General features: G+C 33.7%; 14 protein-coding genes and 2 pseudogenes. 12 read left to right on the top strand and 4 right to left on the bottom strand.

Going from position 1 to position 19,875, the window contains the following annotated elements:
- The first annotated feature begins 438 nt into the window (after positions 1-438).
- Positions 439-1,263 (top strand): transposase, encoded by an 825-nt coding sequence (locus AAGD29_RS01750; RefSeq protein WP_341758283.1) that lies wholly within the window; start codon positions 439-441, stop codon positions 1,261-1,263.
- On the opposite strand, the pseudogene AAGD29_RS01745 reads toward AAGD29_RS01750, so the two are convergent.
- Positions 1,237-1,704: pseudogene (locus AAGD29_RS01745) on the bottom strand (IS4 family transposase); the annotation flags it as partial. The gene AAGD29_RS01750 and the pseudogene AAGD29_RS01745 sit on opposite strands and share 27 nt — an antisense overlap.
- A gap of 107 nt (positions 1,705-1,811) precedes the next feature.
- On the opposite strand from AAGD29_RS01745, the gene AAGD29_RS01740 reads away from it, so the two are divergent.
- From AAGD29_RS01740 to AAGD29_RS01730, 3 genes and pseudogenes are all read left to right on the top strand, one after another.
- Positions 1,812-2,702 (top strand): IS982 family transposase, encoded by an 891-nt coding sequence (locus AAGD29_RS01740; protein WP_341757373.1) that lies wholly within the window; start codon positions 1,812-1,814, stop codon positions 2,700-2,702.
- A 6-nt stretch (positions 2,703-2,708) separates the two neighbouring features.
- Positions 2,709-3,227 carry an IS630 family transposase gene (locus AAGD29_RS01735; RefSeq protein WP_341758101.1) on the top strand — a complete coding sequence of 173 codons (519 nt, stop codon included), beginning with the start codon at positions 2,709-2,711 and terminating at the stop codon, positions 3,225-3,227.
- Between the two features lie 23 nt (positions 3,228-3,250).
- Positions 3,251-3,757 (top strand): annotated as a pseudogene (locus tag AAGD29_RS01730) (IS982 family transposase); the annotation flags it as partial.
- On the opposite strand, the gene AAGD29_RS01725 reads toward AAGD29_RS01730, so the two are convergent.
- Positions 3,736-4,749, bottom strand: a complete 1,014-nt coding sequence (locus AAGD29_RS01725; protein ID WP_341758282.1) for an IS4 family transposase — start codon at positions 4,747-4,749, stop codon at positions 3,736-3,738. The pseudogene AAGD29_RS01730 and the gene AAGD29_RS01725 overlap by 22 nt on opposite strands.
- A 102-nt stretch (positions 4,750-4,851) precedes the next feature.
- On the opposite strand from AAGD29_RS01725, the gene AAGD29_RS01720 reads away from it, so the two are divergent.
- From AAGD29_RS01720 to gltX, 5 genes are all read left to right on the top strand, one after another.
- Complete coding sequence (locus tag AAGD29_RS01720) at positions 4,852-4,995, top strand: hypothetical protein (protein ID WP_341758281.1); 144 nt, start codon at positions 4,852-4,854, stop codon at positions 4,993-4,995.
- Positions 4,996-5,740: 745 nt separating this feature from the next.
- Positions 5,741-6,343, top strand: a complete 603-nt coding sequence (locus tag AAGD29_RS01715) for a peroxiredoxin (RefSeq protein ID WP_341758280.1) — start codon at positions 5,741-5,743, stop codon at positions 6,341-6,343.
- A gap of 220 nt (positions 6,344-6,563) precedes the next feature.
- Positions 6,564-7,724, top strand: coding sequence for a DNA-processing protein DprA (gene dprA, locus AAGD29_RS01710; protein ID WP_341758279.1), 1,161 nt, complete (start codon positions 6,564-6,566; stop codon positions 7,722-7,724).
- A 2-nt stretch (positions 7,725-7,726) separates the two neighbouring features.
- A complete protein-coding gene (topA, locus tag AAGD29_RS01705) occupies positions 7,727-10,141 on the top strand; it encodes a type I DNA topoisomerase (RefSeq protein WP_341758278.1) in 2,415 nt (804 codons plus the stop codon).
- Between the two features lie 17 nt (positions 10,142-10,158).
- Positions 10,159-11,511: a glutamate--tRNA ligase gene (gene gltX, locus AAGD29_RS01700; RefSeq protein WP_341758277.1), complete on the top strand. Its 1,353-nt coding sequence runs from the start codon at positions 10,159-10,161 to the stop codon at positions 11,509-11,511.
- Between the two features lie 469 nt (positions 11,512-11,980).
- Here gltX and AAGD29_RS01695 read toward each other — a convergent pair whose 3' ends face one another.
- Complete coding sequence (locus AAGD29_RS01695) at positions 11,981-14,125, bottom strand: Sca4 family protein (RefSeq protein WP_341758276.1); 2,145 nt, start codon at positions 14,123-14,125, stop codon at positions 11,981-11,983.
- A 396-nt stretch (positions 14,126-14,521) separates the two neighbouring features.
- Between AAGD29_RS01695 and AAGD29_RS01690 the strand changes: the two genes are divergently transcribed.
- Complete coding sequence (locus AAGD29_RS01690) at positions 14,522-15,100, top strand: disulfide bond formation protein B (RefSeq protein WP_341758275.1); 579 nt, start codon at positions 14,522-14,524, stop codon at positions 15,098-15,100.
- Positions 15,101-15,326: 226 nt separating this feature from the next.
- Positions 15,327-15,794, top strand: coding sequence for a hypothetical protein (locus tag AAGD29_RS01685; RefSeq protein WP_341758274.1), 468 nt, complete (start codon positions 15,327-15,329; stop codon positions 15,792-15,794).
- 279 nt (positions 15,795-16,073) lie between these two features.
- Here AAGD29_RS01685 and AAGD29_RS01680 read toward each other — a convergent pair whose 3' ends face one another.
- Positions 16,074-16,919, bottom strand: a complete 846-nt coding sequence (locus AAGD29_RS01680) for a peptidylprolyl isomerase (RefSeq protein ID WP_341758273.1) — start codon at positions 16,917-16,919, stop codon at positions 16,074-16,076.
- Positions 16,920-17,066: 147 nt separating this feature from the next.
- On the opposite strand from AAGD29_RS01680, the gene secA reads away from it, so the two are divergent.
- Positions 17,067-19,799 (top strand): preprotein translocase subunit SecA, encoded by a 2,733-nt coding sequence (gene secA / locus AAGD29_RS01675; protein ID WP_341758272.1) that lies wholly within the window; start codon positions 17,067-17,069, stop codon positions 19,797-19,799.
- Positions 19,800-19,875 lie beyond the last annotated feature (76 nt).

Genomic DNA, 19,875 nt, shown 5'->3' with positions numbered 1-19,875 from the left:
CTCAGTTCGATGTAAGAATAATTATTATTCTCTGCACGCTCGATGTCATCCCTGCGAAGGCAGGGATCTAAAAATGTTTAAGCACTTAATCCTTGCTACTTCTTTAGACCCCTGCCTACGCAGGGGTGACATCACCCACAATAGAGATGATACTGGGTCTAGTATTAACTTGTTACATCGAACTGAGGTTTTAATAGTCTTTTAGGCTATTGTTTTTAGATTGTATCTTGAATATTAGCTCAATATGGAGTTAATATGGTCGGAAGGAGTGACGCCGTTTAATTTAGATTGGTCTTTAAAGACCGAGGGAATCTTGGTGCACTCCTTCCTTGAATCGCAAAGTATTATAATACGAACGGTAGGATGATCCTTTAGAGATCGAATTTACAATCATGTATCAAAACTTTGCAAAACAACCACTAATTATAGGTAAAGCAAATGACCGAAAAAAGCAAGATATTTATGGGAATAGATGTTTCAAAAAATACGCTTGATATATCTATGAACAATATTCATTGTAAGATTAAAAATACAGATAAAGCTATTTCTGATTTTATAAAATCAGAAGTAGCTTCTCGAAATATTGTGCTTACTGTTTTGGAATCTACTGGCGGTTATGAACGTTTGGTTATGAGGATGTTGCAACAAGCCGGGCTTGCTGTGCATAGAGCTCATCCTAATAGAGTTCACGCTTTTGCCAAGGTCTGTAACCATTTTGCTAAGACTGATAAATTGGATGCGTTATTACTTGAGAAATATGCAGCTTTTATTGCTAATGATGAGAAAGGAGACCAAATAATTTCTGTTATACAAGAAGAATTACAATCTCTAAGGAGCATAGAACGTAATATAGAAGAAGATATACATGCTAATCAATGCAGAACAAAAGTTGCATCCGAGAAGGCTAAGAAATATCTCGAGGAAATGATAAAGTGTGGCAAAAAACAGCTTGAGGAAATTAGAAAAGATATAAAGGCTGCCATAAAGGAAGATAAGAGTTTAAAGGCAAAAAATGATTTGCTGATAAGCTATAAAGGTATAGGCGAAAAAACAGCTAGTGTTTTGCTAATAGAACTGCCAGAGCTTGGTGTGCTGAGCAATAAGGAAATTGCAAGCTTAGTTGGACTCGCCCCAAAAACAAGCCAAAGCGGTCAAAAAACTAATGGGGCTCATATTAGAGGCGGCAGGTTTTTTGTTCGAAAAAGCTTGTATATGGCTGCTTTAGTAGCCTTACTATTACCCACAAATATTAGAGTTAGCTAATTGATAACCTTGAACTAGATCAAATAACCGTTGCCATCCTCTCCACAATACAATAGGACCAGGCTCTAGATCATTTTTTCTTGCTAAATACCCACCCAATTTAGCAACCCATATTATAGCATTTTTTATTGTAGGAATTGTATTATTAGGGGGAGCTGCTTTGTGTATCTTTACATACAAAACTCGCCATTCTTCTTCAGCTAATATTACACTACATGGTAGATTAGGATTAGTTCTGCCAATTAAAGTAATAAAAAAAATTCTCCAAGCAATTATGCTCATGATTGTCAAGTATTTTATTAATCTTTCTCCTGTTGCAAGTCTACATTGTTCAACCCTAAATCCAGATTTTAAAATTTTATGAAAAATTTCAATTCTCCATCTTAAACAATACCATCTTACTTTCTCTATAACTTCTTCAAAATTATTGATAACTATATTACGTCAGTTTGGGATAAGATATAGATGAAATAGTAATAGATAAAAGGATTGTCAAAAAGGAGTGCCTGCAGTATTTATATTTTTAAACAAAAAAACAAACTACAGGCATGAAAAAAGATATCACAGAATTATATAGTTTTATAGATGATTTTTGTAAAATTTATTTGGAGTATGAACAGAGAAAGTTATTACCATCAAATAAGCAGAGAAATCGCTGTTGTAGCATGAGTTTAAGTGAAATGTTAACAATAATAATTATGTTTCATACATCCTATGCTAAGAATTTTAAATTTTTCTATAAAAGTTATATAGAGTGCATGCATAAGGATGATTTCCCTAAAGCCTTGAGTTATAATAGATTTGTTGAATTAATGGCACGATTATTCATACCGCTAAATATGTTGATTCATTTGTTGTTTGGTGAGGAAACAGGTATTTATTTTATTGACTCTACAACGATTAAAGCTTGTCACAATAAAAGGCGTTATAGCAATAAAGTTTTTAAAGGATTAGCCAAACATAGTAAATCCTCTATGGGGTATTTTTATGGTTTTAAATTACATGTAATAATCAATAATAAAGGGGAGTTTATGGCATTAAAAGTGACCAAAGGCAATGTAGATGATAGGATTCCAGTACCGGAGTTAACAAAAAGATTAACTGGAATTATAGCAGCTGATAAAGGTTATATTAAGCAAAATTTGTTCTTAAATTTATATGAAAGAGGCTTAAAAATGATTCATGGAATTAAGAAGAATATGGAAAATAAATTAATGGATTTGAAAGAAAAAATCTTACTTCGAAAGCGTAACTTAATTGAAACAGTTTTTGATTATCTAAAAAATAAAATGAACCTTGAACATACTAGACATAGATCACCAATAAATGCCTTTGTCCATATATTATCTACTCTTGTTGCTTATTCATTAAAGAAAAATAAACCTTCAACAAAATTTGATTTTAATCTACATGTTCTCAATATCCTTATCCCGAATTGACGTTATTTGGAAGCAAGTGCAGAGAAACGATCTGAATATTTAGAAAAGGTCAGTAAATATGACAAAGAGCAAATGGTATATCTTGATGAAAGTGGTATAGATAGGACTATTTGCCAAGATAGAGGTTGGGGTAAGATAGGAGAATTGTTGCTAGGACAAAAAAGTGGTAAACAGTATCAAAGAACTAATATCATAGCTGGTTTGGTAAATAATAAGCCGATAGCCCCTTTTGTGTTTAATGGAACTTGTAATACAGAACTATTTAATAATTGGGTTGAGAAGTTTTTAATTAAAGAATTAAAAGCAGGACAGGTTGTAGTACTGGATAATGCTAGTTTCCATAAATCAAAGAAGACGAAAGAATTAATAGAATCAGTAGGTTGTAAGGTTATTTTTTTACCCCCATATTCACCAGACTTAAATCCAATAGAAAAATTTTGGGCTAATATGAAAAAATGGATTAAAAATAAGATAACAGAAACTAGTAAATTATTCGAAGCTATTTCTATGTTCTTTGTCACCTAATTCAATGTATTTTACTATATAGTAATAAAATATTTAAGGGGCTAGCAAAACATAGCAAATCATCGATGGGTTATTTTTATGGGTTCAAGTTACACTTAATTATTAATGAAAAAGGACAATTTATAGCATTAAAAGTGACCAAAGGCAATGTAGATGATAGGATTCCAGTACCTGAGTTAACAGATGGTTTAACTGGAGTTATGTATGCAGATAAAGGATATATTAAGCAAAACTTATTCGTCAGTTTATATGAAAGAGGATTAAAAATGGTACATGGGATTAAGAAAAATATGCCAAATAAATTAATGGATTTAAAGGAGAAGATTATGCTAAGAAAACGTAATTTAATTGAAACAGTTTTTGATTATTTAAAGAACAAAATGAACCTTGAGCATACTAGACACAGATCACCTATAAATGCTTTTGTTCATATACTTTCTACACTAGTTGCCTATTCTCTTAAGAAAAATAAACCTTCTATAAATTGCAATCTCGACTTCCCTCTAAATTATAACCTTATCCCGAATTGACGTAAGTTGGTTAGTAACATCCATTCTAATGGTGTTGTTCCACTAGGGGGACGACGCTCAATAACATTGATGGCATATACTGGTAAATTTGGCAATGTTTCTGTTTTATGTCTTACATTGTTTACAGGAGGATTCATTATAAATTTTCCAAATCTAACTTCCAAATGTCTAATCCTATTAGCTTTATTTTCTTGACTAGTATCTTTAACTGCTATTTCTCCAGCACACTGGAAACCCGATACTACCTTCCACAAATATTGTCTATCTTTTTTGGAATATTTTGACTTTTTATTTATTTCTCTATCCTGTGCAGCTCTAACTAAAACTTTAGATTTCTGAGCTTGTGCCAATTCAAAAAAATCATATATATCAGCTTCTCTATCACAAACAGTTATAATTTGGGTATTACTATTATTCGTTGCATTAATAGTGTTCTGTAATGCATTAAGCCACTTCATACTTTCTTTATCTTTAATATGTACCGCATTACCATGACTAGTTTTTTTTAACTGTTGTATTTCTTCAGGCACTGCTGGTCTATTGTGAATCTTTTGATCCAACAACCCAAGTGCTAATCCATTGGTAGCAACCGCAAAGGCAGTATGCATTATCAGACCTTTACATTCAATATTTTTAACATTCTTTCCCTCTTTTCTTGATAACACACCCAATCCAGTAGTTTTTTTATGACTAGTATATGTGATATAACTAGTATCTTGTATAACAAGAACTTTATCATGCTCTTTGATTCTTTCTACTGCTTTAGCAATATGGGCTTCTAATATTTTTGATTCCTTAACATTATCGTTTTTAAAAAAACGATATGCTGCTTTTGTTTCTGCCCAATTTCCACATGCTTGATTAATTGAGCTTTCAGGTATATTTGCAAAATTATCAGCTATCTTTATTAACCTATTTGTCAGCCTTTTATCACCCAAAATAGCTCCACTAAATTCCTCGGTCAAATAATTATTTATTATTTCTTGACTCATACTATACCTCTACAATGTAATATTTTAATTGCAAATCAGTATATTATTTTTACTTCTTTTTCACCATTGTTATTTTGTGGGTAATAGTAAGCTTTAGTAGCGATGCGTCATAATGACAAAATGAAGGCATTATATGAACGTATGACTAATGCTGGTAAAAAAGCAAAGGTCGCTTTAGTAGCCGTTATGCGTAAAGTAATTATTTGTTTAAATTCTATGGTAAAAAATAATAAAATTTATGAATAATAATCTACTTTTTTTCTTGACTAGCAAGACGGTAGATTCCCGCCTACGTGGGAATGACAGCTCTGGATAGTAATACCATTTCTGATCATGGCACGCACTTAACTATTGATTGCAATTTTTAAATTACCCTGCTAATTCATTTAAGATTTGCTATTGTAATACATTATTATTTTGTGTATCATAACTTGAGTTCGATGTAAGACATCGGTTTAATAGCCTAGGTGTTATCCCTGCGTAGACACACTAGTGTCCGGTTTAAGTCGGCGGCGTCATCTTAGGCAAGTGAGAGCCTTCGGTGCGAACGCTCGAACCGGGATCGAAGGACTTCAAATTGTCGTAAGGCTGATTTGTCAATCTTACTTAACCTGAGTTTGATATAACTTGTTATCAGTATCATCCCTGTTAGGGTTGATGTTACCCCTGATTCCCCTTCGATGTCACCCCTGCGTAGGCAGGGGTGACATCGAAGGGGTTTAGAATAATAATTATTTTTATGTCGAATTCATGTTACTTACGATAATTTACGCTAACTACTTGATTTTCTAGATTCTGAAATAAATTCAGGATGATGTCGGTAGCTTCAAAGTTTATGGCTTTTAAAAGATGTGGGTAATAGTAAGCTACTTTCGCAGGCTGACATCACCCCTAATGAGGATGATACTGAGCCTAGTATTAATTTGTTACATCGATACTTGAGGTTATCATAAGAAATATTTTTAATCACTTGAAATTGAAGGAATTTAAAATGCAAGTATTCGTTGGAAAAGCTGCACCGGATTTTACAGCTAAAGCTATTATGCCTGATAATAGTATAGAATCTGAATTTAATCTTAAAAATTATGCTAAGGGTCATAAAGTTGTATTGTTTTTTTATCCCCTAGATTTTACTTTTGTTTGTCCATCAGAAATTATAGCCTTTAATAATAGATTAGGAGAATTTACTGAGAGAAATACAAAATTAATAGCAATAAGCGTTGACTCGCATTTTTCTCATTTAGCTTGGAAGAATACTCCTTACAATAAAGGTGGTGTTGGCAATATCCAAATTCCCATGGTGTCAGATCTTAATAAAAGTGCCTCACATAGTTATAATGTACTTCATGATGATGGAATATCACTGCGTGGTACTTTTGTTATTGATGAAGCATTTATAGTACGCCATTTGTCAGTTAATGATTTGCCAATTGGCAGAAATATTGATGAGGTAATAAGACTGATAGATGCTCTAGACTATAATGCAAAGCATGGTGAAGTATGTCCAGCTGGGTGGCATAAAGGTGATGAAGGCATTACCCCATCATATAAAGGAGTGGCAGATTACTTAGCTTCTAATGCAGAAAAATTATAGTATATAGCGTAGCTAGAAATGACATCGAGATTGCTTAAGTTGACACACATAGGTTTACGTAGCTTTCTACTGCTAGTTGTAATTTTTAAACTTCCCTAGTTAGAAATTAATTGTTTTTTTATTTTTTTACTTAGTGGGAAAAAATTTTGCTATATACTGCAAATATCATCCAAGGGATAATTTATGTCAAAGTAAGCTTAAAGCCAAAGAAAGAGATTTGATGCTTAAGGAGCTATTTTTGGATACTAACCGAGTATCTTATACAAAAGAAACAATTGATATTCTAAGACTAATTAGGAGTGAAAATGTTGGTTCGAGAACTTTTTGGAGTTTAATAAAGTTATTTGGTAGTAGTAGTAGTACTGCAATTGAAAATATACAAGAATTTTCGCTGCGAGGTGGACGCTCTAAACCAGTAAAGGTATTTTCACAAAGTGAGGCAAGTAAAGAACTTGAGCTTTTGGAAAAGAATAACGCCAAAATTATTACCTATAAGTCTCTAGAATATTCAAGGTTATTGTTAGAGATTTTTGATTGCCCGCCGATACTAAGTTATAAGGGCAATATCGGGTTATTATCACACGAAAGATGTTTAGCAATTGTTGGAGCAAGAAATGCTTCAGTAAATGGTCGTGCTTTTGCAGCTAAAATCGCTAAGGAATTGACAGACGCAGATTATATAATGGTTTCTGGACTTGCAAGAGGTATTGATACGGCAGTGCATCAAGTTAATACCTCTAAAACAATAGGAGTTATAGCCGGAGGAATTGATCATGTTTACCCCATAGAAAATGTTAAATTATTCAAGCAAATTCAGCAAGAAGGGTTAATAATTGCTGAATTACCAATAGGTTCAAAACCTCTTGGACAACATTTCCCACAGCGTAATCGATTGATTTCTGGTATATCTCTTGGAACGGTAGTAATTGAGGCAAGCCTAAAATCTGGATCATTAATAACAGCAAGGTTTGCTTTAGAACAGAATAGAGAAGTATTTGCAGTGCCGGGATTTCCGCTAGATACTAGGTGTCAGGGTACTAATAAACTTATCAAGGAAGGAGCATACATGGTGGAATCTACCCAAGATATAGTAACTAATCTACCACATTTTTCTAAGGTTGTCAGCAAATCTAAGGATGTGGCAAATGATTCAGCTGAGAATAACCAGTTTAAAGCGTTAGATGTAAAATATGCTAATCCAATTACCAACGATATGCGTATGAAAGTTAAGGAGCTTTTATCTTCAACTCCTATAGATTTTGATTGTTTGCATCAAACGCAGCTACCTTTACAGGTTATATATATGATAATACTGGAGCTAGAACTGGCTGGAAAAATAACTAGATATCCTGGCAACAAGATCTCTTTAATTTATAAATAAATATGAAATTAGTAATAGTAGAATCGCCAGCAAAGGCGAAAACGATAAATAAATATCTAGATAATGGTTTTAAAGTTATTGCTTCGTTTGGGCATATTAGAGATTTACCATCTAAAAATGGTTCAGTTCTGCCAGATGAAGATTTTGCTATGAAATATATTATATCAGATAAAGCAGAAAAATATGTTGAAGCAATAACTAAAGATGCTGCCAAAGCTGAAATGATTTATCTAGCAACAGATCGAGACCGAGAAGGAGAATCAATTGCTTGGCATGTTGCAGAAATAATAAAAGAAAAAAACTTGGTTAAATCTAGTGATTTCTTTAAAAGAGTAGCATTTGATGAAGTTACAAAAAAAGCTATTTTACATGCAATTGAAAACCCAAGAAAAATTGATATTGATTTGGTTAATGCTCAACAAGCAAGGAGGGCATTAGACTATTTGGTAGGATTTACTTTATCGCCGATATTATGGCGTAAATTGCCAGGATGTAGATCAGCCGGAAGAGTGCAGTCTGTAGCACTGAGACTTATTTGCGAACGAGAAGATGAAATTGAACGTTTTAAATCACAAGAATATTGGGATATTAGTCTTAATGTTCTTAATAGTAATAATGAACCGTTTTTAGCGAGATTAACTCATGTTAATGGTAAAAAATTAGAGAAATTCTCAATTACTAATGAACTGGCTGCCAATGATCTAGTCGAGAAAATAAAATTAAAGAATTTTCATGTTGCAGCTATAGAAAAAAAACAGCAAAAACGTCAACCGCAACCGCCTTTTATTACCTCTTCGCTGCAGCAAGAAGCTGCAAGAAAATTAGGGTTTACTGCTAAGAAGACTATGCAAATTGCCCAAAAACTTTACGAAGGTATGGATATAGGTAATGAAACTATAGGTTTGATCACTTATATGAGAACGGACGGGACAACTCTTGCTAGTGAAGCTGTTGAGCAAATACGTCAATTGATAGATAAGAATTTTGGGGATAAATATCTGCCAGCTAGCCAGCGAGTGTATAAATCTAAAGCGAAAAATGCCCAAGAAGCTCACGAAGCGATTAGACCAACTGATATTACCCTGCTACCAGAAAAGTTAAAGGATAAACTAGATAAAGATTATTACAAGCTTTATGACCTAATTTGGAAGAGGACGGTAGCTTGCCAAATGGAAAATGTTATTATTGATTTGGTAGTAGCTCAGCTTGATACAGAAGATAAAGAATTTACATGCAGGGCAAATGGCTCAATTATTGCGTTTGATGGTTTTTATAAAATTTATCGAGAAGGTCTAGATGATGAAACAGAAGAAGAAAATAGGCTTCTACCACCGCTAAAAGAAGGAGAGAAATTAATTACAGATTCAGTGAATCCAGCACAACATTTCACTGATCCGCCACCAAGATATTCTGAAGCTAGTTTAGTGAAGAGGCTTGAGGAACTTGGTATTGGTCGCCCGTCTACTTATGCTTCGATTATATCAGTGTTGCAAGATAGAAAATATGTAGTTGTTGAGAAAAAACGATTCTTTCCAGAGGAATTAGGGCGTTTAGTTACAACATTTTTGACAGGTTTTTTTAAGAAATATGTGGAATATGATTTCACAGCTGATCTTGAAAATGATTTAGATGAGGTGGCAGAAGGTAAAATAGAATGGAAATCTTTACTAAAAAAATTCTGGGATGGGTTTAATAATAATGTAGAAGTAGTTAGTGGAAAGAAAATATCTGATATAATTACTTATGTTGAAGAAGCCTTAGATTATCACTTATTTGGAGAAAAGTCAGAAAGTAACAATTCAAGAATTTGCCCATCCTGCTCTACAGGTCAATTAGGTCTGAAACTTGGTAAGTTTGGAGCATTCTTAGCTTGCAGTAATTACCCAGAATGTACTTTCAAAAAACAAATTACCTCTAAAAATAGTGATGATGTTGCTACTATGGAAGAGAACAAACTATTAGGAGTAAATAAAGATGGTTTTGATGTTTTTCTAAAGAAAGGCCCATATGGTTTATATGTACAGACTAGTGAGCAAGTTGCCAAGGGTGAAAAGCCAAAGCGTGCATCATTGCCCCCTTCTATTGCACAAAGTGATGTTACTCTTGCTTTAGCTATGAGGTTGCTTGAGTTGCCAGTTAAATTATGTTTACATCCTGAATCTCAACAAGAGATTATACTTGGTATAGGTAGATATGGTCCGTATCTTAAATATCTTGATAGGTTTATTTCAATACCAAAAAGATACGATCCTTTTACCATAACAACAGAGATCGCTGTAGAAATAATTGAAGCTAGTAATAATAAGTTAAAGAATAAACAAGAGAAAGATAATGGCACACAGGTGATAGTTACAAAAAAAACTTCTAAAAAGAAGGCTACAGCAAAAAAAACAACAAGAAAGAAAAAAGTACAATAAGCGGTTAAGATAAAATTATGGGTAGGGTTATCACAAGATTCGCACCATCACCAACAGGTATGCTGCATATAGGTAATAGTAGAACAGCTCTTATAAATTGGTTATATGCTAGAAAGCATAATGGCATATTCATTTTAAGGTTTGATGATACCGATCTTGAACGTAGCAAACAACAATATAAAAATGCCATTGAACAGGATTTTAAATTTTTAGGACTTAACTGGGATCAAACTTTTTGCCAATCTAATAGACTTGCTAAATATGAGGCTGTAAAAACATTATTATTGCAAAAAAATAGATTATATCCTTGTTTTGAGACTCAAGAAGAGCTGGAACTGAAACGTAAATTACAATTATCAAGAGGACTCCCCCCCATCTATGATCGGGCAGCCTTGAATTTGACTCAACAACAAATAAATGACTATATTAGTCAAGGAAGAAAGCCGCATTATCGATTTTTGGTATCGCATACTCCAATTATGTGGCAAGATATGATTAAGGGTGAAGTTAAATATGATGGGAAGAATCTTGGTGATCCGATAGTTATCAGAGAAGATAATAGTATGACTTATATGCTTTGTTCAGTTATTGATGATATTGATTATTCGATTACCCATATTATTAGGGGCGAAGATCATGTAACTAATACGGCGATTCAGCTACAAATGTTTGAAGCCCTACAGGAAGAGCTATACTCAAATCAAAAGAGTATACCGAATTTTGCTCATCTTGGTCTAGTCATTAGCCGAGATGAAAAAATATCTAAAAGAATAGGAGGGTTTGAGATCGCTGCTCTAAGGGATGAAATTGGATTAGAACCAATGGCAATTAATAGTTTTTTTAGTTTAATTGGTTCGTCATCAAGTATTGTATCGTTTAAGAATTTAGATCAGCTAATAAAAGAGTTTGACATTAATAATTTTTCTAAAAGTCCAACAACTTATTTGCCGGAAGAATTAGAACGTCTGAATCATAAATTACTAATTAGCCTTAGTTTTGATGAAGTAAAAGATCGCTTAAGAGAAATTAAGGCTGAGCAAGTAACTGAACAGTTTTGGTTGGCAGTGAGAGCTAATTTGCAAAAATTATATGAAATAAAAGATTGGTGGAATATTTGTTACTCACCATCTAAAGTTGAAGGCTTAGATAAAGATTTTTTACAACAGGCAACTATATTGTTACCAGACGAACCAATAACCCTCGACAGCTGGAGCATATGGACTAAAAAAATTATGGTCGTTACTGGTAAAAAGGGCAAGGATGTATTCTTACCTCTAAGGCTTAGCATAACGGGAATGACATCCGGACCGGAAATGTCAGTAATATTACCCTTACTTCGCAGAGAGGAAATTATAAAAAGATTAAGTTGATTTTTGTGTTGATGTCATTCTCAGCAACGGCATTGCCTGCTGGATCAAAAAGCCAACGTAAGTAATGATATACTCAAATCATTTGAGTATATCATTACTGTTATGGGTGTTACCCCCCTGATTCCCCTTCGGATGTCACCCCCCTGCCCCTTCGCAGATGTCACCCCTGCGAAGGTAGCGGGGTCTAAAAAAATAGCATAGAAGGTATGTTATATAGTTTTAGATCTCAGTTTTCGCTGGGAGGCTTTGCCACGTGGATCAAAAACGCTAACGTAAGTAAAATGGTATTTACAGGACTAAAAACGATGTCATTCCCGCGTAGGCGGGAATCTAAAGAAATAACAGGAAGGGTGCTTTAGACATTTTAGATTCCCGCCTACGCGGGAATGACATACTAGTGATCCACGTTGGCAAAGCTTTCGCTGGGACATCGAGGGAAGTAAACAAGTTACATCGAACTCAGGTTAAATTAGGGAAAACCATGACCTTTCACCTTCTGAGTTTTAAAAGCAGGAACTAGCTTTTTGGATTCTTCTTGATTAATTTCAACAATTCTATTCTTTAGGAATGTTTGTAAATTTACATCATCTTTAACATTAACATGTTCTCCTTTCTGTTGGTATCCTATTTGAGGAGATCCATTTGTACTTTTTCTCCTCTGTTCTGTTCTTAATCTAACCTGCCCTACATTTGCTTCTTTCTCTCCTCCAGGACCAATTTCTTTAACTCTTTCTCCCCTTCCATCCGCTTCAACCCGTGCCAATTCCTGTAACAGTTCTATCTTTTCTTGAGGAGTTGATAATTTTTTTAATTCTTCATTGATATATTGTTTCTGCTTTTCAAGTTCTTTTTTTTGCAAATTTTTATATATATCTTCTGCTTGTGCAGTAATCTCAACATTGGTTTTTCGAGGTAGAATTACCCGTGTTGTTAGGTTCTTCCTAAAAGATTGTACTACCTCGTTTACAGTTTCCTTAACAGACTTTGACTCAACTAATTTGCTAGCTGTACGAACATTATCAACTACTTTTGGTGTTAGAACGGGGGCATTTTGAAGAGTGGGGTTAGGTTCATCTAGAATATTACCCCTTGGATTTACTTTTTCTGGTGTTAGAACAGGTGTGCTATCTAGGACATCAAGAGGTTCATCTAGAATATTACCCCTTGCATTTACTCCTTCCTCTTGGGTCGTGTCAGCAAGAGAAACCACAGCCTCTTTTGTTCTACCCAGCTCTTCAGTCTTCTGAGGGGAAGTTATAATACGGTCCACAGATGGTGTATCGATAGATTGTGAAATATCCACGTCATGTCCCTTGTTTTGGACTACTTCTTTCATCATTGCTTTATATTTTTCTTGCGTTACTGGCAAGGTATAGATCTGTCCACCATGTTCTATATACCCAACTGCATCAGGGCTAGTTCCATTAAACTTAACTGGACGTGGTGAGCTGACCTCGATTAGCTTACCATCATCATCGTAGTGAGCAGTAAAATATACAGCCTTACTTGCGGCAATATTTCTGCCAAATGAATCCTTTACCGCTAGCGATAAATGCATTGGACCGCCTTCATTAAGTTTTATCGGAAAATCTATCGTCCTATAATTTTTAATTTCTACTGTAGTACCATCACTTTTTTGCACTGTTTGAGGAGGATTTATTTGATGTGTTGCTTCTGTTAATCTAGCAATCTCGTTGTCATTTACATCTCGTACTATCTGCGTTTTAGTAGTAATACCATTACCACTTTCTCCAACTCCATCCTTCCATTCCATAGTACTAAATCTATCTGCAAACTGGGTATGAACATTTTTGTAGCCGGCAATTTCTACTTGTTCTAAAGCTTTTTTTAATTCAACCCCTCTAAGAACTTCACTGATTTTTTCTTTGTTTTCTTCATTTTCACAGTATGCACGAAATTTAGTTATATCTCCAATTTCTTTTGGTTGTGCTATATTATTATTTACTAGAGCTTCAACTATTAGCTCCCTCTGCTTGGTTAAGATTTGATTTCTAATTGCTTGGGTTATAGGGTCAACATCTCGATCGGCAGCAGAAAAAGAAGAGGTACGGATAGCGTCAAAAGAAGGGTCTTCTAATTCTTTAAGACTTTCCTCAGCAGAATCTTGCAACACAAAGACGTCCTGAGCAAGTTCTTCTTTAGCAGGTTCTTCTATTTTAGTAGAAGCAATGATTGCCTGCAACTTATCTTTATATCTTTGCCAACCATTAGGCATTTCCCCTTGCTGTATGGACTGTGCCAATTTGTCAGCTAGTTTCTCAAACACTATAGCTTTCTTAACTGTTAACTCATCTTGTTCAGTATTTTCCCCTATCTTTTCACATTCATCAGCATTAGTCTTAATTGCTTCAGCAAAACCGTCTAATACATCATTTATTACAGCAATCTTGCCTTCTTTTGAAATCGAATGATCTCCCAAAACTCTATTTGGAATTTTAAGTAGATAGTCAAATAGAGAATCAATGGCTGCATTTTCAATTGGAGTATCTTCTACATTACTGTCTACTTTTTCTCCAGCTTTATCTATTTCAATCATCAAGTCTGTATAATAATCAAAATACTCTCTAGGATTTTTCTCTTCACTCTTACTCATTTTTACCACCCTATTCTTAAGTTCTAATTATATTGATGCTAGATAATATTCTTCTTTAAAGCAACTATTTTGTTTTATTTTTAAGGCAACTTCCTTAAAAAGTAGGCTCATTCACTTTAATTATATCATAAATAATATTAGCACTAAGCATATACGCAATTATATCTTGACATTTTCTTTGCCTAGAGGCAAACTAGGCTTTAACAGGCAGTAGTAGTGGTAATTATGATCTTGATATTTATTTTAATGTTTTATGTTTTTACAATTAATAGGCATAGAAATACCCAAAAGAGCTATAATTATATCATACCATTATTTTATATTAATTTTTTAATAGCTAGTATCTATTTTTACTTACATGCTACTGACCACTTAAATATCTCATTTTAATTTGTTATGAATCCAGTTTTAAGCCGACCTACAATTATATATATTGCTATTGCTATTTTATGTATAGTAACAAATGTCGTAGCCTTTATTTTCCAATTTTTTTATTATGAACTACCCTGCCCTTTATGTTTATTACAAAGATTCGGTTTTATTGCTATCGGACTTGGAGCACTACTTAGCATAATATATAATCCTTCTTGGAAATATGATATGATTATATTCACCTCTAGTGTTTATACGTTGATGGTAGGGATTAGGCAGGTTTTGCTGCATATTTTACCCCATGATTTAGGATATGGTAATACTTTTCTTGGGTTACATTTTTATACATGGTCAGCAATAATTTCTTTTTCTTTAATCCTATTAATGTCTATAATCCCTATAGTTAGCCTTATTCTAAGTAAATTTAGTATACTACAATTTTATCCTAGTTTTGTACCTACATTAATTGAGATTAGTTTGATAATTATCACTCTTGTTAATGTGTTTGCAACTTATTTTGAATGTGGTTTTGGCATGTGTCCTAGCGATCCTACAACTTACTTAGAATGGAAAAATTTACAGCAATTATTTGGTAGTAGTTAAGTAATTTTAATTTATTAGATTTCTGTTAAAAAAAGACGACTATTTCAAGAAGTTTAATTATATTACTATAATCTCAGTTTGATGTAATAAATTAATAGTAGGCTCAAGTAATCATCGCCATTAGGGATGACATCGTGGTATTAAACCGATGTCTTACATCAAACTGAGGTTACTATAACAGGACATCATAAAAATTTTTAATAATAACCAATAAATGGAGGATAAAATGCCAAAAAGCTTTGTAGAACAATTAAAAAAAGGGGCAAGAAGATTAGCGGATAAGGTAGAACAAAAGGTAGAGCAATTTGTTGATACTGTACCAAATGATGATGAGATAATAGACAAACTCCGAGATGGATTACAAAAAGTTAACTCTAAAGTTGCTCAAGTAAGCCCAGACGCTGCAAGAAATTTGCGGAAAATACAAGGAAAAATAGGGGTTAAGCCAAGTCCACAAAATCTTACTGAAATAGTTGATGACTTACATAATCTCACAGATAATTTTATGAAAGATATGAAAACCCCAAAAGTTATCACTCAATTCGGTGATTTTTTAAAATCTACTATCGCTTTAATAGGATCTATTGGTAAATCTCCAGAAGAGCGTGGAAAAGCTTATAATAACTTTACCAAATCAACAGAAGCCCTAGGTAAAGCGATTAGCAAGGCATTGGAGGGGTCAAGAACACGTTGAGGATAAACCAAGGCGGATTATTGATTCCTGCGTGATAGAAGTGCTGTCACTCCCTGTGAAGGTAGCGGGGTCTAAAAAAATAGCATGAAGGTATGTTATATAGTTTTAGATCCCAGCTTTCGCTGGGATGACATGTAAGACATTGGTTTAACAACTCCGATGTCATCCCCCCTGCGAAAGCAGGGGTCTAGATTCCCGCCTTCGCGGGAATCTAGACCCTAGCAGGGATGACACCCTAGGCTATTAAACCAATATCTTACATCAAATTAAGGTGTTAGATTATTTTTTAGTCTCATTTGTTATTTGTGACTTTGGTAACATTATTTTGATATCAGCTTTACTTTCAAGATCAGCAACATACTTTAATATAGCATCTCTACTAAGTTGATTGGTTATACCAGCAGTAGCTTCCTCCTTAGAAGGTATTTGTGCAGCTCTTTTATCAAGTACAGTAATTATATGCCAACCAAATTGGGTTTTAACTGGAGCAGAGATTTCATTTACTTTCATTGATAATGCTTTATCTTCAAATTCAGGTACTAGCTGTCCAGAAGTAATATAGCCTATTTCTCCACCATTTGCTTTAGACCCTTCATCTTTTGAGAAATCCTTAGCAAGCTTAGCAAATTTTTCTCCTTTATTAAGTCTATTTTTTACATTTATCGCTTCTTTTTCAGTTGCAAGCAAAATATGACTTACTTTTACTTCCTCTTTTCCTTTTAGGCTAGCAACTAATTTATCATATTCAGCATTAATCATTTTCTCATCAACATGAGATTTTACATAACGCTCCATCAATTCTTGTTGAAGCAATTGGTTTTTTACGATATTCAACTTAGATTGGAATTCTTTTGAAGATTCAATATTAGAATTCTTTGCTTCTTGCTCAAGCAATTTTGTATCGAGATAGCCCTTTACTAACATTTCCTGTATATTCGCATCGAAATCAGCAAACTTTTTTCCTTTAGCACTTGGTTGGGTATCTAAAGAAGGTTGGAATTGTTGCATAACCTGTGATTCTTTTACTTCACCACCTTTGTAGGTAGCAACAATTTTATCTTCATCAGCAAAAGCATTACTCGCAAGTAAACTAGCAGCTAAAAAAATTATAGTTGTTCTTTTCATTTGTTATCCATTATTATATATTGTTTATGATAGCTGGATTTTATAAGGATAACCCTTCTACGTCAACAGCTATTTACAATTTGTTTGATAAATATCATAAAATATCATATTTTACAGGATATTTACTAATTTGAATCTAGGATATAAATGCTTTCTTTACTTAAAAAATTATTCGGCACAGCAAATGATAGAAGTATAAAAAAACTATCTCTAGAAATTGAAAAAATTAATTTGCTCGAGCCTTCAATACAAAAACTTTCTGATGATGATTTGAGAAATAAAACAGAGCAATTTAGGCAAAGGTTAAAAGATGGTGAGTCATTAGATGACTTAACTTATGAAGCTTTTGCTGTTGTACGGGAAGCTTCAAAAAGAGTCTATGGGATGAGGCATTTTGATGTTCAGCTAATTGGTGGATTGATATTGCACCGTGGTATGATTACTGAAATGCGTACAGGAGAAGGGAAAACTTTAGTTGCCACATTACCCGCATATTTGAATGCTCTTACTGGTGAAGGGGTACATGTTGTTACGGTAAATGATTATTTAGTAACACGTGATTCTGAGTGGATGGGAAGAATTCATAATTTCCTAGGGTTATCTGTTGGTTGTATCATCGCTAATATCAGTGATGATGATAGACGTAACGCTTATAGAGCAGATATTACTTATGCAACTAATAACGAGCTTGGATTTGATTTCCTCAGAGATAACATGAAATATAGTGAAGATTCTAAGGTACTTCGCCCTTTTAAATTCGCTATTATTGATGAAGTTGACTCAATTTTAATTGATGAAGCAAGAACTCCGCTAATTATATCAGGTCCAGTAGACGATCGCTCAGATTTATACAGCATAATTGATAAATTAGTTCGTCAGTTTAAAGATGAAGATTACGAAAAAGATGAGAAATTACGGACAGTTAATCTTACTGAGAATGGTATAACTCATGTAGAATCAATGCTTGTAGCTAATAGTCTTATTGAAAAAGATTCAAGCCTTTACGATTTTGAAAATTTAAGTTTGGTTCATTATATCAATCAATCATTAAGAGCTCATATCCTCTTCAATCGTGATGTTGATTATTTAGTACGCGATGGAAAAGTTATGATTATTGATGAATTTACTGGACGCGTTATGGAAGGTAGACGCTATTCCGAAGGGTTACACCAGTCACTAGAGGCAAAAGAGCATGTACAAATTCAAAATGAAAATCAAACCTTGGCTTCTATTACTTTCCAAAACTATTTTAGGAATTATCCCAAATTATCAGGCATGACTGGTACAGCAATGACCGAAGCTGCAGAGCTAAAAGACATATACAATCTTGATGTTCTTGCTGTTCCTACCCATAATCCAATTACTAGAGTTGATTATGATGACGAGATTTATGGCAGTAAACAAGATAAATATGAAGCTATCCTAACATTAATAAAAGAATGTTATGATCGTGGTCAACCTGTTTTGGTTGGAACGGTTAGTATAGAGAAGTCTGAAGAAATTTCTAACTTACTTACCAAAAATAAAATAACTCATAATGTTTTAAATGCAAAATTTCATCAGCAGGAAGCATTTATTATAGCTCAAGCTGGACGATTTAAGGCTGTGACTATCGCCACAAATATGGCAGGTCGTGGTACAGATATTATGCTTGGCGGTAACCCAGAAATGCTAATAGAACAACTATCTCTAAAGAATCTACCAAAAGAGCAATATGAATTAGAAATAGTAAAAATAAAAGAGCAGATAGCTGAAGAGAAGCAGCGTGTAATAGAGGCTGGAGGATTATTTGTTATAGGTACTGAAAGGCATGAGAGTCGTAGGATAGATAACCAGTTACGAGGAAGAGCTGGTAGACAAGGTGATCCAGGCAATACAAAATTTTTCTTGTCTTTAGAAGATGATCTGATGCGTATTTTTGCCTCAGACCGTATTTCCGGAGTTTTAAGAACGTTAGGTTTAAAAGATGGTGAAGCAATCCATCACCCTATGATTAGTCGTTCACTTGAAAAAGCTCAACAGAAAGTTGAAGGACATAATTACGAAATACGTAAAAATTTATTACGTTTTGATGATGTTATGAATGATCAACGTAAGATAGTTTATGAACAACGCAGTGACATCATTAAGTCAAAAGATGCACATGATTTTTTAACTAACATGACAAAAGAACTGGTGGAAAAAGTGGTATTAACTTTTATTCCACCTAGTTCTTATAGAGAAGACTGGGATATAAACGCTCTAACAGGAGAGTTGCAGCGTATTTTTGCTATAAAACTACATCATGAATCTATAACAAAAGCTGATGTTACCGAAGTACAGGTGGTATCTAACGTTGTACAAATGGTAAATGACTTGTACCAAGCAAAAGATGAAGCATATAGCGTTAACTTGATGAATGACGCAATTAAGTATATTTTACTAACAACTTTAGATCAAGTATGGAAAGATCACCTACATAATTTAGATCATTTACGACAAGGTATATCACTAAGGGCTTATGCCCAAAAAGATCCTCTTAACGAGTATAAAAGAGAAGCTTTCAATTTATTTGAACAAATGCTCGATAATTTGAAGGAATTATTTATCCAAAGAGTTTGTCATCTCCATATGGATACTAGCCATATTAAAAAAGAGTCAATGTCTTTGGAAAATAAAAAACTTCAAAAGACAATGCGAGAAACTAGGGAGGATCCAGCTTTTAATAAATATAATGCTGGTGTTAGTATTGAAACTCAACTTAAAACCATCAAAACTCAAGTCAATCCACAGGATAGAGTGCAATCAGACCCATCAAGTTGGGGAAAAGTGGCTAGAAACGAGTTATGTCCCTGTGGTTCTAGCAAGAAATATAAATATTGTCACGGAAGTAATGAATAAGCAGGGCAATTTAAAAGTCATAATCAATAGTTAGTGTAAACATAAGTTTAACTACTCTCAATGTCTTGCATCGAAC

The organism is Candidatus Tisiphia endosymbiont of Ditula angustiorana, from assembly GCF_964026425.1.
Taxonomy (GTDB): Bacteria; Pseudomonadota; Alphaproteobacteria; order Rickettsiales; family Rickettsiaceae; genus Tisiphia.
Note: the sequence above shows the minus strand (reverse complement) of the source record. Positions and strands in the feature narration are given on the sequence as shown.